The sequence below is a fragment of the Clostridium sp. HMP27 genome, from assembly GCF_000765165.1.
In the GTDB taxonomy this organism is placed as follows: domain Bacteria; phylum Bacillota; class Clostridia; order Clostridiales; family Clostridiaceae; genus Clostridium_AK.
The window spans coordinates 108,353-124,697 of sequence record NZ_JMFY01000034.1; the positions used below are offsets into that span (position 1 = coordinate 108,353).

The following is a 16,345-nucleotide window of genomic DNA, read 5'->3' on the forward strand; positions in this document are numbered from 1 at the left end:
GGAGTGACCTATGAAAAAATTTTCCATAAAAGAAAAAATAATTTTAGTAGTAACATTGTTATTTGGTTGTACTACACTTGTTTTTAATATAAAAAACTTTAAAAAAGATATTAAGTATATAATATCTATAAGAGAGAATAAATACATTACTAAACAAAATAATGATAAAGAAAAAAGTAATGAGATAAAATATCGTATTTTAGGTCTTTGGAATACTTTAGGTGAATCTATAGATTATTTAAAATCAAATATAAAGGACAAACGAGAAATAACAGAAATGGAGATATTAATAGATGATTCTATTAAGGCTTTAAATTCCATAGAAGATGCATTAAACAAAAATTACAGGAATACATCTAGTAATTTACTATTATATACTAGAAATATAAGAACTGGTTTTATTAACTTAAAAGAGATATTAAAAGAAGATAATGATTCTAAAGATGAGTTTTTAGAAATTATAGAGCAAAACTATATAAAAGGTAAAGAAGAAAAAGATTTTTAACACCAAAAAAAGAGCTGCATAGTAAATAAAATGTACCCTTTGTCAAGAACATTAGAAAAAAGACTAGAGTCTGTCAATAAATTTGTGTAAACTTCTTTAAAAAATTTTATATGTAGATATATATTTTATTTGTAGAGAGGATAAATGTTAGAGTTTATCCTCTCTTACTTTAGTTAATTATGATGCATAAAATATTGTGTACAAGCTCGATGAAAAAAAGGGAGTGAGCTCCCGTCAGCCGGTAGGCTGTACAAGCTATATCATGCTTTCATCAAATCTATCTTCAAAATGTATTGATAGCTGCGCTAATATTTGAGACCATCCTCTTAGATTTTGAGTCCATTTCTTAACTACATCCTGAGTAGCTAAGTATAGCATCTTCAATAAGGAATCGTCCGAAGGAAATATACTTCTAGATTTAGTTACCTTTCTTAGTTGTCTGTTAAAACTCTCCATAGCGTTTGTGGTATAAATCATTCTTCTTATTTCTTCAGGATACTTAAAGAAGATTGAGAGCTCTTCCCAGTTGTTCTCCCAAGAATTTATGGAGATTGAATATAAATGACCCCATTTACTCTTTATATTATCCATAGCCATAAGGGCTAATTGCTCCGTTGATGCTGTATATATTTCTTTAAGATCTCTGCAAAATTCCTTTCTATGTTTGTAGGGTATGTATTTTGTGCTATTTCTAATTTGGTGTATAATACAGCGTTGTATTTCTGTGTTAGGAAATACTGCTTTTATAGCATCCTTAAAGCCGGTTAGGCCATCTATAGCTGCAATATAAATATCCTTCACACCTCTGTTCTTAAGTTCTGTTAAGACACTTAGCCAATACTTTGCACTTTCATTTTCACCAACCCAAATACCTAGTATATCTTTAACCCCAGACATAGATATGCCCATAATTATATATGCTGCTTTATTTATAACTTTTCCCTCAGAGCGAACTTTATAGTGTATAGCATCAAGAAAAACTACAGGATATATTGAATCTAGTGGCCTGTTCTGCCACTCTTGAGCCAGTGGGATAATTTTATCTGTTATTCGTGAGATAAGCGTATGCGAAGCTTCTATTCCGTATATTTCATGAAGGTGAGCACTTATATCTCTTGTGGTCATTCCTTTAGCATACATCCCTAGAATTTTATCTTCTATACCTGAGACGTCAGTTTGGTGCTTTTTCACAGCCTTCGGCTCAAATTCTCCTTCTCTATCTCTTGGAATTGCAAGTTGGATTTCTCCTAAATCAGATAATGCCTTTTTAGAAGAAGTACCATTTCGGCTGTTGCTAGTGGCTTTATTTTTATAGTCATACTTTGTATATCCTAAATGTTCATCAAGCTCCGCTTCAAGCATTTCTTGAAGCGTACTTGCAAAAACATCTTTTAGAGCGTCTTGTATTTCCCTTGCTGTTGTTAAGTTATTCTCTCTAATAAACTCTCTTAATAATTCTTTCCTTAATAGCATAATAGTTTGTGTACCCTCCTTGGATATATATTTTTAAATTATATCCACATTTGAGTTTACACAAACCATTTTACACTCTCAAAGACTATGCTAAATCAAGAAGATGATTTCTGTATTGAACAGGAGTCATCTTCTTTAATCCCCATTGATATCTGAAATTATTATAGTAAATCATATATTGCTTAATTTCTTCTCTAAGCTCACTTAGTGTTTCACAACTCTTTATGAATGCTTCATCCTTAAAATGCCTAAAGAAGGACTCTTGCGGAGCGTTATCCCAACAGATACCTCGCCTTGACATAGATTGTCCTAGTTTGAAGCTTTTGACTACACTTTGAAATGTAGGACTTGTATAGTGGCAACCCTGATCAGAGTGAATAAAGGCATCCTCGGAGAGGGTTACTTGTCCATTATTCATTAGGTTATATATAGTATTGGTAGCGATGTCTAGGGTTAATTTATCGGAGAGATTGTACGCCAATATTTCATTAGTAGAATCATTCTTAACAGTAGATAGGTATGCCTTGCACCCGTTGCCATAAAATAAGTAAGTTATATCTGTAAGAAGTACCTTTCCAGGTATATTTTGTTTGAATTCTCTATTCAGTAAATTAGAAAAAACAGTATGTTCTTTAGTGGCTTTCATCATTCTCCTGTATGGATTAGATTTCCTAATAGGACAAATGATTTCATATTTCTTCATAATCCTTCGGATGCGCTTCAAATTATATACGATTCCAAATTGCCCCTCTAGTGTCATTTTGATTTGCCTGGCTCTTTTTTTACGCCTTTTAAAGTTAAATGCTTTTAGAACGTTGTCCCTTAGTACATCATCTTCACTATCTCGTTTATTCCTAGTTTCTTGAGATTTTAGCGAGAAATAGTTTATAGTATCCAGAGCGTGATACACCAACCATTTCGCATAAATAGCTAATCATTTTTTTCGGTTTATGCTCTTTGACGACTAATTTGACAAGATTGATCTTTTGTTCAGACAGTAACCTTATTTCCTTTTTATCATCATCCTTTCTAACATATCGAGTTTTTTTAGCAGTTCATTCTCAGCTTTCAACAAGTTGTTTTGTGCCATGAGCCGTTCATATTTTTCTTCTAGGGAAAGTTCATTTTCTCTAGGCCTTCCTGAATTCGCCTTTCTAGTATCTTGTAGCCCAAGTATACCTTCATTTCTGTATGCAGCACGCCATCTTTAACCTGATGATTCTACTCGCTTCATTCCCAAAATATCTATATTAAAACCACATTCTTCGAATATTGTCCTTGGAAACTTTCCCTTTTCATTCTCAATTATAAAAATACGCTTTAACTCATCAGTATAAGTGATTCCTTTGGGGCTAACGCGCTTAACATATTTATTATTAGTCAATATTTCTATTTCTTCTTTTGTGAATATCTTATTGCTCATCTTAATCTACTCCTAGTTTCATTTGTTTTATTATACACAAAAATACCCTATAGGATAGACTTTTTTTCATTGTCTACTCTATAGGGTACATTTTAATAATATGTAGTTTTTTAATATAAATTTTAAAGAAATAAAAATTTTTATTCTATACATTCTTCAAAAATTCTCTCGATAAAATAATGTAAAAATTCAATGCTTTAATTGTACTTGTAATATGAGACAAAAATGAGAGATATAAGTGATTGTAAATCATAATTTATCAGCTATGAATGCTTATAATAGATCAAAAAATAATAACATAAATGCATCAAAGGCTATGGAAAAACTTTCAACAGGACTATCAATAAATAGAGCTGGTGATAATGCTGCAGGTTTATCAATTTCTGAGAAAATGATGGCTCAAATTAGGGGATTGCAGCAGGCTGAAAGAAATATCCAGGATGGCGTTTCTTTTTTACAAACTGCTGAAGGTGCATTAGAGGAAATAGAAAACCCTAATTTACAAAGAATGAGGGAACTTGTGGTACAAGCAGGTAATGACACTTTAACTAAAGAAGATAGGGACATAATTCAGCAGGAAATAGATCAAATAAAGAAGAGTATTGACGATATAGCAAATTATACTGAATTCAATGGAATCAAACCTTTAAGTCCGCCAGCAATAAAAGAGCCCCCTAAGTGGACACCAGGGAATGCAGATATTATGTTTATTATAGATAGGACAGGAAGCATGGGTGGTGCTATAGAAAAGGTAAAATCCAATATAGATGGATTTGTAAATAGATTGAACTCAAATGGTGTAGATGTAAAATTAGGACTTGTCACTTATGGAGAAGTAAACTCAGGAGAGCCTGTTATAAAAAAGGAATTTACTGGTGATTTAAATACATTTAAGGCCAATTTAAACAGTATTAGTGTATACGGTGGTGGAGATTACTATGAATCAGGCCTTGAAGGTATTGCAGACCCAACTAATGGTGCAATTACCTATAGTTTTAGAGATGAAGCACCTAAACATTTTATACTAGTTACTGATGCACCAGTACATGATAATAATGCAGACTTAGATGGTGGAGATAACTTATCAACGCTTGATATTGATGGAGTAGCAAATGATTTAAAAAGCAAGGGGATTAAGCTTACAGTTGTGAGTAATATGTATGGAGAAACAAATACTCAGCTAAAAAGACTATCTGATCCAACTGGTGGAGATTATTTAGATATAAGCGGCAACTTTGGAACACAATTGGATGCTCTTGCAGGAAAGATAATGATAGAAGCTGGAGCTGAATATGATGGTGAGGATATGCCAGCTATTACTCTGCAAGTAGGTGCTAATTCCAAAGAAGTATTTAAAGTAGAACTATATGATACAAGAACTTTTAAGATAGGATTAAATGATGTACAAGTTGATCCTATTGAAGAGATACAAAACGCATTATCTAATATAGATAATACAATAGCTTTAATTTCTGGTAGAAGAGCTAAGTATGGTTCTTATGTAAATGCCTTAGAACACATTAATAATAATGTAACAAACTATAGCTTAAATTTAGAAGCTGCAAATTCAAGAATTTTAGATACAGATATGGCAAAGGAAACTATAAATTTAAGTAAGACTTCTATAATGCAAGAGGCATCATCGGCAATGCTAAAGCAAGCAAATAATTTACCTAATGGAGTGCTTGAACTTTTAAGAAAAGAATAGTTATAAAATTTTCTTATTTAACATTTAATTTAAAGCTTTTTCCAAAAATCACGATAATTAAAGAGATAGTTGGATAAATAGGAATTATGTTACAATAAGGAGGTGAGATTGTGTTTATTCAAAATAATCGATTGCTTTTAAATTCCTATGGTAAGGTTACCATTAATAAAACAGCTAAAAATGATACTACTGAAAAGCTATCCTCAGGAAAGAGAATAAATAAAGCAGCAGATGATGCAGCTGGACTTTCAATAAGCGAAAGCTTTAAATCCAAGGTAAGAGGATTAGACGCAGCCGAAAGAAATATACAGGATGGAATTTCCTTGATTCAAGTAGCTGATGGAGCTATGGAAGAAATAACAAAGACACTTCATAGAATGAAAGAAGTTTCTGTTCAAGCTTCAAATGGTACTTTAACAGATGAGGATAGAAGTGCATTAGAGGAAGAATTTAGTCAACTCAATAAAAGCATAAACTCCATAGCAAATGAAACTGAGTTTAATGGAATTAAGCTTTTAAATGAAGATAAAAGTTTAGCTATTAAAATTAAAGATAATCCTGAAGTTTTTTATGATTTGACCTTATTTGATAGTTCTACAAGTGCCTTAGGTTTAGATACTGCTTCATTAAGCAGTATATCAAGTTCTAGCGATACTCTTTCAAAAGTGAATGAAGCCTTAAATAAAGTTATAGTAAACAGGACAGCTTTAGGAGTACATTCCAACAATCTTCAATCTGCTTTTAATGATGCAAACAATGCAAAATTAGGATTGACTACATCCCTTTCTCAAATTGAAGATATAAATATGGCAAGCGCTGTTATGAAGTCAGTTAAAGACAATATACTTGTAAATAGTAATCAATCTATGCTGGTTTCAGCACGTCAAAATAACGAAAGTGTAAATTCGGTACTTAATAGATGGCTGAGCTAATTAGAAATGGAGGAGATTAAATGGATATAGCAGGATTATCTGTTGCAATGAGTCAATCAAAGGTTCAAGATGCAGCAAGCTTAGCAGTAATGAAACTTGCCATGAATACAGGAAAAGAAAATGCAGTGCAAATGACTGAAATGTTAAAAGGTGCAGCAATAGACCCAAATAGGGGACAACACTTAGATGCAAGAGCATAATAACACCCCAGTGGTGTAATCTTTTCCAGCAGCGTGAAATATAGCTGCTGGATTTATAAAGTTTATAAGCAGAGCAAAGAAATTTGCTCTGTTTTTATTTTATAAAAAAATTTAACATTCTCACAACAAATCTCTATATTTCTGCATATTAGATATATAGGTGGAAATTTTTGGAGGTGGATTACTTATGGCATTATATAGACAATTACAATTATCCTTTTGGGGAGATGCTTTCGTTATGGATTTGACACCGGAGGAGAAGTTTTTTTATATATACTTGCTTCAATGCACTAATACTAAACAATGCGGAATTTTTGAACTTTCTAAAAGAACTATTGAATATGAGACAGGCTATAATAGAGAAACTGTGAGCAAGCTGCTACAGAGGTTTATTAGCTATGGGAAAATAGAATATTGTGAGGAAACAAAAGAGATAATGATTTTAAACTGGATAAAGTACAATTTTATAAACAGCCGCAACACAATAAAGTGCATAAATAAGGAAATAAAAGAAATTAAACATAGAGAATTTGTAGACAAGCTTTATGACTTATGTAAGAAGCTAGGATACCCTATACATTTAATTTTTGATGAAATAGAGGACTTTCATGAAAAAATAAGGGGCTTGCAAGGGGCTTATAAGGACCTGGGGGAAGAAGAAATTAAAGAAGAAATTGAAAAAGAAATTAAAAAAGAAATTAAAGAAGTAGAAGAAAAAGAAGAAGCAGAAATAATAGTGAACTCTGCTGCTGATGTTTATAGGGATTCAGTTGATGAAGTGGAAGATGCAGGCATCAGTGAAGTTGTAGAGGTGTTCAATAACAATATGCACCCAATAACTCCTATAGAGTTTGAAAGTCTTCAGGATTGGAGTCAGGATATGAGCTGTAATTCCATAATTTTGGAAATTAAAGAGGCAGCCTATCATAATGCTCGAAGCATGAAATACATAGATTCAGGGGGGATAACCAGAAACTAGGTATACCAGCTGCTGGTTATTATATTTCTTATCAGAAAATATTACAAAATAAAGAAGAGTTTATTTAATTATCACCATCAAAGAAGTTGCCAAGACCACCTAAAATACTTCCTTCTTCTTTTCTTCCACCAGTATGAGGGGAAGCTGCAAATACACGCTCTGCAAGTCTGCTAAATGGAAGAGATTGAATCCATACACTGCCAGGGCCTGTTACAGTAGCGAAAAATACACCTTCACCGCCAAAGAGGGTATTTTTAATTCCGCCTACAAATTCTATATTGTAGCGTACATCTCTTGTCATAGCAACTAGACAACCGGTATCTACTCTTAAAGTTTCACCAGGAAGTAAATCTTTTTTTACTAGTGCACCACAGGAGTGGATAAATGCTAGGCCATCTCCCTCTAGCTTTTGAAGTATAAATCCTTCGCCGCCGAAGAAACCAACACTTAATTTTTTTCTAAAATCTATGCCTACAGAAACTCCCTTTGCTGCACATAGGAAAGAATCCTTTTGGCATATAAGTTTTCCACCAAGCATACTTAAATCCATAGGAAGTATTTTACCAATGTATGGTGAGGCAAAACTGACCTTTTGTTTTCCATAACCTACGTTAGTAAAGGCTGTCATAAATAAGCTTTCACCTGTTAGAATTCTCTTTCCAGCTCCAAAGAGCTTATCCATAAATCCTCCCGCAGATTGAGATGAACCATCTCCAAATATTGTTTCCATTTGAATGCTCATATCCATCATCATCATGCTTCCGGCTTCAGCTACCACAGTTTCTCTAGGGTCAAGTTCTATTTCAACGAATTGGGTATCGTCTCCATAAATCTGATAATCAATTTTATGTGAACTCATAAATTATCCTCCATTCCATAATTTTATTTTTAGTATATTCAATATACAATATAATTATTTTACTCTAAGTGCGTAGATTTTTCCATTTTTATTTAAATTCATAATTAGTAAAGAAGTTATCAATAATTTTTTCTGATAACCTTTTGTAGGTGTTTGCTTCGTTTATAAGAGTAAGAACAGTTATAAGCATCTGTGAAAATTCTAGGTTTTCAGGTGGCAAGTTTTTTGTATTCTGGAGTACTAAATTAACCTTTTTATTTAAATCCTCCTGTAAAGTACTTGAGTCAGCTTTTTTTACATGTAAAAAAGACTGATATATCTTTTCAATTTCTAAGCTTTCATTCTTTGTAGATTCCACGGTTTTAATCATATCTTTAAATAATAAACTTATGTCACTTATAGATAAGTTTTGCTTTAGATAATATATAAGTATCAACAAAATAATATGATCTTTTGAGTACTTCTTTTTAGTAGAAGGCATAAGTATTTTAGCCTTAGTGTAGTTATTTATCATAGTCTTAGTTAAAATCTTATCTTCTTCATTTCGTCTTAGATGAGATAACTTGCTATCAAATAAAGTGATAACTTGATCCATATACAAATCTAAGTTTGGAATATCTGAAAGTTCAATATCTTCATAGGAAGAAATCCCTTCAATTAATGAACCTAATTTATGTATATCAAATTCCATTTACAGCACCTCTAATTGTAGTTATTTAAGAAAATGTTACCACATGTATATTGGTATTTCAACATAAAGTATACAAAACTAGATTATAAGGTGAGTTAAATGCTAAGTTAGATAAATTTAGCAAATTAAAGAAAAAATAGATATGATTTATAAAACTTAGGGAATACTTAAGAATATGGGTAAAAATCATTCCGTAAAGCAGTTATAATTTATTTAAAATTGTGGTATTATAATAACATGATATAAAGTAGTTTTAAAAACTACATAACATAGTTATAGATAAGTAATGTATCCTTATAAGATGCATAGATAAATAAATTATTAAAATGGAGTGATGATATATGCTTACAAAATTTAGGGAACCTATAAGTGGATTAACTCATTTAATTGGAGCTGTAATTTCTCTTGTAGGAATGATACTGCTTATCTTACGTGAAAGTACGGTTCCAAAACCTGAACCATTGGCTTATGTTGCTATAGCTATGTTTGGGTTAAGCTTAATACTTCTGTACACAGCAAGTACGGTATACCATTTAGTAAGAGCTTCAGAAAGGGTAATAAAGTTTTTAAGAAAACTGGATCATTCAATGATTTTTGTTCTAATAGCAGGAACATATACTCCTATATGCTTGATAGCCTTGCATGGGACTTTAAGATGGGCAATGTTTATAGGTATTTGGGCTTGTGCTATCATGGGTATTGTATTTAAGATGGTATGGTTTAATGCTCCAAGATGGATATCTACTTTGTCTTATGTACTTATAGGATGGATTTCCGTATTTCTAATTCCAGCTCTTTCAAAGACCATGATGGCAGGAGGAATTGTTTTATTGTTTCTCGGTGGTGTTTCCTATACTTTAGGTGCAGTTATATATGCCACAAAATGGCCAAGAATAAAATCTAATGTATTTGGATTTCATGAGATATTTCATTTGTTTGTTTTACTAGGAAGTTTTTTTCACTATTTTATGGTATTCAAGTATATAGTATAGTTATGCGAGGGAAATAAAATTAAAAAATTATATAAAAATAGCATAATAGATAAAATCATATTTATCTATTATGCTATTTCTGCTTAATTAATTGTTAAATTATAAAATTACAGGCTTCCAGGAATTGAAGGTTCTAATTTTCCATTAAACATAGATATCAAATCTACTAAGTCAATGGATTTAACATCTTCTTTATTTGGAACTTTTATATCTATCTTTTTATTGATATCAAATACATCATAACTAAGATTAAAGGTTATTGAATCTTTTTCAGCTATAAGGTCTGCATTTATTTTTTGCTGAACTATATAACCATCTTTAACGGCAAAGCTTATTAGTAATCCGTTTTTCCCAAATATGTCTTCCATTTCATCAATTTCCTTATTTAATTCTTCAATATTAATTTTTTCATTTTCTTTAGAACCTTCAGGCGCTAAAGCTGTAAAATAATCTTGAAGTTCTTTAACTCTTTTTTCATCTTTTACATAAGCTTTTAAAAGTTTTTTAAGTCCTTCGTTATTTAACTTAATTTCATAAGTTTCAAGTTTTTCTTCAGCTTCATTAATTGTTATAGGATTCTTACCTGTGTATTTTATCAAGTCCTTACCATCTTTTTTTGTATAATCCTTTAAGAATAATAATGAGGATTTTTGAATATTTGCAGCATTTGCAGCAATTTTATTCATATCAATATTTTGTGAAGTTTTTGCATCTGGATTTTGTGCCTTTTCCATCTGTTGTAGTTTTTCAAGACCCTTTGAGTCAATATAAATATAGTCAGTATTTTGAAACATAGGGCCAGCTTGAGCTTTCAACATTTCAGGTACTTCTAAAAGCATTTTAAGGTCTGCATTATCCTTATCTAGTGATATCTGCTGAATTAAATCTAAATCAGTACTTACACCCATAACTCCAACTTTTATATTTGCTTGGGATTTAGCTAAGGTTTTGCCTTCTGTAACAGATTTACCAGTTAGCTCTAAGTTAAATCCACTAAATCCACCCATTTCTTGAGCTGCTTGGCCGCTAAACTTAAAATCCGCATTAGCCTTATAGCTTAATGACTTGATAGTGCTGGTTTTTTCTAGTGCTTTTATTAGCTTGTCCTCTTTTGAAACACATCCTGTCAAAGAGAATAAGCTAATACCAATTAATAATGTACCAATAAGTCCTTTGAATTTTTTCATGTTTTCCTCCTATGTAATAAACTATGATTAGTCCTGTTCTTATCAGAAAATAGGACCATATAAAATTAATTATATGTATATTTTAAGTTAAACACAATGGGGTTAATTGGCAGAAAAAGAGCAAATACTTTTTATGATTATAATTAACAGGGGTTAGATTTTTAACATATATGAGGGGTATAGCTATAAATTTTTCGTTTCATATTTAAAGCTGATTCTTCATATATCTGTATAAAGGCGCAGAATTTATACAGATGAAGGAGGAGATGACTAATATTATGGATAAAAGAGATATTAAAAATAGATTCAAAAACAATATAGTGACAGTAATAAGAGAAAAGGATTTAGATTTTGCTGAAGTACTTTGTAAAAATATAATATCTTCAGGTATAGATATAGTTGAGGTTACTTGTATAGTCAAGGAAGCACCAATACTTATAGACAGACTTAAACGTAAATATCCAAATACTCTTATTGGGGCAGGAACTATAGTAGACAAAATACAATTAAAGCAAGTTTTAAATAGTGGAGCAGATTTTATTGTATCTCCATGCATAATAGAAGATGTGGGAAAGTACTGTAAATCCCATGGAATATTTTTTTCACTAGGGGTTGCCACTCCAACAGAGGCATTTAAAGCATATAGCTTAGGCTCAGACATCATAAAGGTGTTTCCAGGAGAATCGCTAGGTCCAGAATTTATCAAAGCTTTAAAGGGACCATTTCCATACATGGATTTAATGCCAACAGGAGGAGTAAGAGATGATAATATGGAGAAGTGGTTTGAAGCAGGGGCCTATACATTAGGAGTAGATGAAACTTTAGTTCAAGACATAACAGCAGATAATTTAGATGAACTAAGAAATAGATGCGATAGACTAGTGAGAGCAGCTTGTGAATTTATGTAGAAATAAAATGATGTTGCGACATTTTTAATGTTGAACGGGTCGTAAGAAATTAAATACTCTATTTTTCATCAGAAATCTTTTATTGTGCTACCTTATCTTTAACTTGTAAATTTCTTTATTTATTTAGTGTAAGTTCTTGTAACGTTAAGGACTGCCGTCCTAAAAGATCTTAGAAATTCAGTTATCTGAATTTCTTCCTTCAGCAGTTAACATGAAGAACTTTTTAATGCTCTGGGAGTATAGAATTTTCATCGTAGAAGACATTGAATAAGCTTTAAAAGGGCTTTATTTATAAATTTAAAATTCCGTTAAGAACCTCCTACTGTCTGAGCGGCAGCGAGTTTAGGAGGTTTAGGAATTTTTAATTTATAAATATTAGCCGTTTTTAGCGAAATGAACGTCTTCCTAGATGAAAATTCTATGCAACACAGAGCATTAAAAACCGTCGAAATATTTCTGTATTTTGAAGGATAATGTGTATAGTAGTAGAATATATAAAGTTAATAAAAAGCAAGGGGGCTAATTTTTATGAATACAAATCTTGAAAGAATTAAAAGAGACATTGAAGCATTAGGGGAATTTACATCTACACCAGGGGCAGGAAATACTCGTCTTTCATTTAGTGAGGAAGACAGAAAAGCTAGGGAATATATAAAGGGGCAAATGAAAGAAGCAGGACTTCAGGTTTATGAAGATGCAGCAGGAACTATAGTTGGCAGACTTGAAGGAGAACTTAAAGATGCACCAGTAGTTATGATAGGTTCGCATTATGACTCAGTTAAAAATGGAGGCATATTTGATGGACCAGCTGGAGTAGTTACTGCGCTTGAATCAGCAAGAGTATTTAAGGAAAATAATATAAAGCCTAAATATCCTGTAGAGTTTATTGCAATGATAGAAGAGGAAGGCTGTAGATTTGGGGGAGGTCTTTTTGCAAGTAGAGCAATGGCTGGAAAAGTAACAAGAGAAGAACTTGATAAATATAAAGATACACAAGGAATAAGCATAGCACAGGCTATGAGAGAGTTTGGGTTTAATCCAGATGAAATAAGTAAAGCAGTAAGAGATCCTAAAGATATAAAGGCGTTTTTAGAACTTCACATTGAACAAGGACCTATCCTTGAATCTAATAATAAAGATTTAGGAATAGTTCAATATGTAGTTGGTATAAGAGAATTTGAAGTTATAATTAAGGGAAGAGCTGATCATGCAGGAACAACTCCTATGGATATGAGATTAGATGCTTTAGATGCTGCAGCATCAGTAATATCAAAGATAAGTGAATTTGCAAAAGAAGCAGGAGAAGGAACTGTAGCTACTATAGGGAAATTTCAATTGCTTCCAGGAGCTGCAAATATAGTTCCGGAAGAGGTTAAATTTACTGTGGATATAAGATCAAAGAGTCAAAATCTTATAAATGAAGTTTCAAATAAAATAAGTAAACAGCTTCAAAATATGGCTGAAACTAAGGGTGTTAAATATGAAATTACAGACAAGCTTAATGTAAATCCAGTAAAGCTTTCAGAAAATATAATAAGCATAATGAAAAGCAAAGCAGATAATATAGGTTTTACAACAGAAGATATGTTGAGTGGAGCAGGACACGACGCTATGATTATGGCTGGAGTTACAGAGGTAGGCCTTTTATTTGTGCCAAGCAAAAATGGAAGAAGTCATTGTCCAGAAGAATGGACTGATTATGACAAGCTTCAAAAGGGCGTAGAAATCATGTGTGGAACACTTGAAGAACTTTGTAAGTAGGTACTAGGTTTAAGGCAATAGGTACTAGGAGTGGGTGAAATTTTGCTTAGGCAAAATTTCTACATTTTCTAGATCCTAGCACCTTTAGCCTAGTACTTATTACTATATGGATTCATTTACAAGATGAAGCATTTGGCTTTCAAATTCTTTAACTCCTGCAAGAAGAAGTATGTCTCCAGGTTGTAATATTGTATTACCATTAGGAATTATTTCTTCATCATTACGGATGAGTAATACTATTCTGCAGCCTTCAGGAAAATTTATTTCCTTTAAAGATTTATGATACAATGATTCATTATTTACTACAGTCTCTCTTATAGATATTTTATTTAAAGCTGAAGTCTTCTTTTTAGCTATTCCTTCTGAATTAAAAGTTTTATCAAAAAGTATAGGAAATAAAAGACAAGAAATTATGGTGGTTATTATTAAAATTGAATATGTAGAGGTATCCATAAGTTTTAAATTATATCCAATTTGAGAGCCTACTATCATTAAGCTAAGTTGGCTTGAAAGTACAAAGGAAGAGGAAATTGCTTTGTTAAAGCCAAAGGTCTTCCATAAAACCAAAGAAGCAGGGAATTTTGATACGTAAAAAATTATCAAAAGCACGGGAATCAAAGCTAATGCTTTAGGGTTTTCATATATGGATTTTACATCTAAGTTCACACCAACTTGTATAAAAAATATAGGAATTAAAAAACCATATCCTATTGTATCCAATTTATATTTTAAATCTTCTTTAGCTTTATGAAATATAAGGGAGAAAATAAGCCCCGCCAAAAAAGAACCTAAAACTATTTCTGATTTTACTGCATGAGATAGAGCTGATAATACTAAAATAAGTGCAAAAGCTGCTCTAACTTCTATATGCAGATTTTTAAATTCTACAGCATTTAAATCAAATACTTTAATAAATCCCTTTGATAAAAAGTAAAGTGCTATGGAAGCTAATAAAACTACTATAAATAAGAAGTTCTTATAACTAAAGCCTCCTGTAACAGTAGAGGAGATAATAGTAATACTTATAAGACACACAAACTCTGCTATTAGACAGTATACTAAGAGCAATTGACCAAAGTCTGTAGATAAAAGATCTCGTTCCTTTAAAAGGGGAACTAAAAGACCTGGCGCAGAAGATGCAAATAAAATTGTGAAAAATAAAGTGTTATTTATAATGCCTAAATAATTTAAAGTGATTACTATTCCAAAGCATATGAAAAGGGAAGCTAAAAACATGAAAGCACCCTTGAAAAATCGCATGGATCCCTGCTCATCTCTTGCAAAAAGTTCTTCTACATCTATCTCAAGTCCGCTTAAAAACATAAGATAAGCAAGGCCGAGACTTGATAAGAAGATTATCCATACATCATCTTTAATTAAATTTAAAAAGCTTTTCCCAACTATCAAGCCTACAAATATCTCTCCAACTACATAGGGGATTTTCACTTTTTTAAAACTGCTTAAAAAAATGGGCGTTGCAAAAGCCAATAATGATATGATAAGTAGAGATTCAAAACTAATATCTTCCATTGTTTAAATCAGTCCTTTCTCTATTGTATTATTGTTATCCAATGTTGAATATTATATGTTAGTTTAAAATAATTCCAAGTGCAATGAATATGATACCATTTATTTTGTATTTTTACCATATTCCATACATAAGAACCTTCTTTATGGTAAAGTTTTCATCGGGATTTACCATGTGGCTTTTTATAGCAATTTCAAGATTACTCAAGTTATTGCATTGATTTCCAAGATAATAATTTTTACTTAAATCTTGTTCTATGGTAATATTATCATTATTATCATAAATACTCATAGCAGTTACCTTAAAGTGAATTGAGAACATTAGGTATGTTGACAGCATGTATGTTATATATTTAAAGTTTTTTTCATAAATTTTCTCCTTTAAGGTTATTCTAAATTTATAGAGGTGATTTTAATGAAGGTATTATGTATTGTTCAGCCAGAAACCGTTTGTAATGGGAATATGGAGCTTTTGACAAGGTCTATTTCTGGAAAGCCAGTTATAGTACATACCTTACAAAGGCTAATGAAGGCAAGACTTATAGATGAAGTTATTGTAGCAGCGTCTAATAATATTAAAGATTCTTCTTTGGTCAGTGCACTTCAGGAAACCGAGTTTCATGTATTTACAGGGAACAAAGAAAATATGTTAAAAAGATTTAAGGAAGCTTCTGGTAGACATTTTGGGGACATAATAGTGAGAATAAAAGGGAATTGTCCTTTTATATCCCCTGATATTGTGGACAATGTTATATCTTATTTCAAAATGTATAATTATGACTATGTGCATTTAGATGTACCAAACTCCTTTCCGGAGGGCTTAGAAGTAGAAGTTTTTTCAAAAGAAGCATTAGATAGATGTCTGCAAAAGGTTATTAAGAGCTCAGGAATAAATACTATATCTATAAGGGAAGCTATGTATTCAAATGAGTGCTCTCCTTGTAAATACTATGAAGGAGTAACAAATTATATATTGAAACATCCTAGGGAATTTAAGATAGGAACAGTAAAAGGTGAAGAAACATACAATAGGAGATACAAGCTCTCTGTTGATACAAAGGAAGATTTTAAGCTTATAAGTAACATTTATAGGCACTTTGATACTGACTTTCCAAATGCTAAGGAAGTTATAAGATTCTTAGATGAGAATCCAGAAATTGCAGAGATAAATCAAAAGCAAAAAAGTCAGCCCTAGGCTGA

The 16,345-nt window shown here is 31.6% G+C and carries 15 protein-coding genes and 1 pseudogene; 9 read left to right on the forward strand and 7 right to left on the reverse strand.

Translation table 11 applies throughout. From position 1 onward, the window contains the following. Positions 1 to 10: 10 nt before the first annotated feature. On the forward strand, positions 11 to 505 hold the full coding sequence (locus DP68_RS14715) for a hypothetical protein (protein WP_035310800.1): 495 nt from the start codon (positions 11 to 13) through the stop codon (positions 503 to 505). A 255-nt stretch (positions 506 to 760) separates the two neighbouring features. On the opposite strand, the gene DP68_RS14720 is transcribed toward DP68_RS14715, so the two are convergent. Both DP68_RS14720 and DP68_RS19335 read right to left on the reverse strand, forming a co-directional pair. After that, a complete protein-coding gene (locus tag DP68_RS14720; protein ID WP_291549523.1) occupies positions 761 to 1,978 on the reverse strand; it encodes an IS256 family transposase in 1,218 nt (405 codons plus the stop codon). Positions 1,979 to 2,063: 85 nt separating this feature from the next. Continuing rightward, positions 2,064 to 3,401, reverse strand: a pseudogene (locus DP68_RS19335) (IS3 family transposase). A gap of 238 nt (positions 3,402 to 3,639) precedes the next feature. Between DP68_RS19335 and DP68_RS14735 the strand changes: the two are divergent. The 4 genes from DP68_RS14735 (at position 3,640) to DP68_RS14750 (ending at position 7,220) form a co-directional block, all read left to right on the forward strand. After that, complete coding sequence (locus DP68_RS14735) at positions 3,640 to 5,109, forward strand: flagellin (RefSeq protein ID WP_035310804.1); 1,470 nt, start codon at positions 3,640 to 3,642, stop codon at positions 5,107 to 5,109. A 110-nt stretch (positions 5,110 to 5,219) separates the two neighbouring features. Continuing rightward, entirely contained in the window at positions 5,220 to 6,041 is an 822-nt protein-coding gene (locus tag DP68_RS14740; protein WP_035310806.1) for a flagellin, read from the forward strand. Positions 6,042 to 6,061: 20 nt separating this feature from the next. Continuing rightward, positions 6,062 to 6,241, forward strand: coding sequence for a YjfB family protein (locus DP68_RS14745; protein WP_035310808.1), 180 nt, complete (start codon positions 6,062 to 6,064; stop codon positions 6,239 to 6,241). Positions 6,242 to 6,428: 187 nt separating this feature from the next. Beyond that, complete coding sequence (locus tag DP68_RS14750; RefSeq protein WP_052085829.1) at positions 6,429 to 7,220, forward strand: DnaD domain protein; 792 nt, start codon at positions 6,429 to 6,431, stop codon at positions 7,218 to 7,220. A gap of 64 nt (positions 7,221 to 7,284) precedes the next feature. On the opposite strand, the gene DP68_RS14755 is transcribed toward DP68_RS14750, so the two are convergent. Beyond that, entirely contained in the window at positions 7,285 to 8,079 is a 795-nt protein-coding gene (locus tag DP68_RS14755; protein ID WP_035310809.1) for a TIGR00266 family protein, read from the reverse strand. Between the two features lie 88 nt (positions 8,080 to 8,167). Continuing rightward, a complete protein-coding gene (locus tag DP68_RS14760; protein ID WP_035310810.1) occupies positions 8,168 to 8,770 on the reverse strand; it encodes a DUF1836 domain-containing protein in 603 nt (200 codons plus the stop codon). A gap of 341 nt (positions 8,771 to 9,111) precedes the next feature. Between DP68_RS14760 and DP68_RS14765 the strand changes: the two genes are divergently transcribed. Further along, the gene (locus DP68_RS14765) at positions 9,112 to 9,762 is read left to right on the forward strand and encodes a hemolysin III family protein (protein WP_035310812.1); all 651 of its coding nucleotides are present in this window, start codon (positions 9,112 to 9,114) and stop codon (positions 9,760 to 9,762) included. 107 nt (positions 9,763 to 9,869) lie between these two features. Here the strand turns inward: DP68_RS14765 and DP68_RS14770 are convergent, their stop codons facing one another. Beyond that, entirely contained in the window at positions 9,870 to 10,949 is a 1,080-nt protein-coding gene (locus tag DP68_RS14770) for a hypothetical protein (RefSeq protein WP_035310814.1), read from the reverse strand. 278 nt (positions 10,950 to 11,227) lie between these two features. On the opposite strand from DP68_RS14770, the gene DP68_RS14775 reads away from it, so the two are divergent. Both DP68_RS14775 and DP68_RS14780 read left to right on the forward strand, forming a co-directional pair. Further along, on the forward strand, positions 11,228 to 11,857 hold the full coding sequence (locus DP68_RS14775; protein ID WP_035310815.1) for a bifunctional 4-hydroxy-2-oxoglutarate aldolase/2-dehydro-3-deoxy-phosphogluconate aldolase: 630 nt from the start codon (positions 11,228 to 11,230) through the stop codon (positions 11,855 to 11,857). Positions 11,858 to 12,385: 528 nt separating this feature from the next. After that, entirely contained in the window at positions 12,386 to 13,618 is a 1,233-nt protein-coding gene (locus DP68_RS14780) for a Zn-dependent hydrolase (RefSeq protein WP_035310818.1), read from the forward strand. 102 nt (positions 13,619 to 13,720) lie between these two features. Here DP68_RS14780 and DP68_RS14785 read toward each other — a convergent pair whose 3' ends face one another. Together DP68_RS14785 and DP68_RS19725 are read right to left on the reverse strand one after the other, a co-directional pair. Then, positions 13,721 to 15,148 (reverse strand): cation:proton antiporter, encoded by a 1,428-nt coding sequence (locus DP68_RS14785; protein WP_035310820.1) that lies wholly within the window; start codon positions 15,146 to 15,148, stop codon positions 13,721 to 13,723. 112 nt (positions 15,149 to 15,260) lie between these two features. Further along, the gene (locus DP68_RS19725; protein WP_291549539.1) at positions 15,261 to 15,437 is read right to left on the reverse strand and encodes a hypothetical protein; all 177 of its coding nucleotides are present in this window, start codon (positions 15,435 to 15,437) and stop codon (positions 15,261 to 15,263) included. Between the two features lie 123 nt (positions 15,438 to 15,560). Between DP68_RS19725 and DP68_RS14790 the strand changes: the two genes are divergently transcribed. Continuing rightward, a complete protein-coding gene (locus DP68_RS14790; RefSeq protein WP_035310821.1) occupies positions 15,561 to 16,340 on the forward strand; it encodes a hypothetical protein in 780 nt (259 codons plus the stop codon). Positions 16,341 to 16,345: the final 5 nt, after the last annotated feature.

Bases quoted from the DNA above. Each gene is read 5' to 3' on its own strand.
- DP68_RS14750 (WP_052085829.1), top strand. From the start codon at position 6,429: ATGGCATTATATAGACAATTACAATTATCCTTTTGGGGAGATGCTTTC.
- DP68_RS14760 (WP_035310810.1), bottom strand. From the start codon at position 8,770: ATGGAATTTGATATACATAAATTAGGTTCATTAATTGAAGGGATTTCT.
- DP68_RS14790 (WP_035310821.1), top strand. From the start codon at position 15,561: ATGAAGGTATTATGTATTGTTCAGCCAGAAACCGTTTGTAATGGGAAT.
- DP68_RS19725 (WP_291549539.1), bottom strand. From the start codon at position 15,437: ATGAGTATTTATGATAATAATGATAATATTACCATAGAACAAGATTTA.
- DP68_RS14720 (WP_291549523.1), bottom strand. From the start codon at position 1,978: ATGCTATTAAGGAAAGAATTATTAAGAGAGTTTATTAGAGAGAATAAC.
- DP68_RS14780 (WP_035310818.1), top strand. From the start codon at position 12,386: ATGAATACAAATCTTGAAAGAATTAAAAGAGACATTGAAGCATTAGGG.
- DP68_RS14755 (WP_035310809.1), bottom strand. From the start codon at position 8,079: ATGAGTTCACATAAAATTGATTATCAGATTTATGGAGACGATACCCAA.
- DP68_RS14770 (WP_035310814.1), bottom strand. From the start codon at position 10,949: ATGAAAAAATTCAAAGGACTTATTGGTACATTATTAATTGGTATTAGC.
- DP68_RS14745 (WP_035310808.1), top strand. From the start codon at position 6,062: ATGGATATAGCAGGATTATCTGTTGCAATGAGTCAATCAAAGGTTCAA.
- DP68_RS14715 (WP_035310800.1), top strand. From the start codon at position 11: ATGAAAAAATTTTCCATAAAAGAAAAAATAATTTTAGTAGTAACATTG.
- DP68_RS14785 (WP_035310820.1), bottom strand. From the start codon at position 15,148: ATGGAAGATATTAGTTTTGAATCTCTACTTATCATATCATTATTGGCT.
- DP68_RS14765 (WP_035310812.1), top strand. From the start codon at position 9,112: ATGCTTACAAAATTTAGGGAACCTATAAGTGGATTAACTCATTTAATT.
- DP68_RS14775 (WP_035310815.1), top strand. From the start codon at position 11,228: ATGGATAAAAGAGATATTAAAAATAGATTCAAAAACAATATAGTGACA.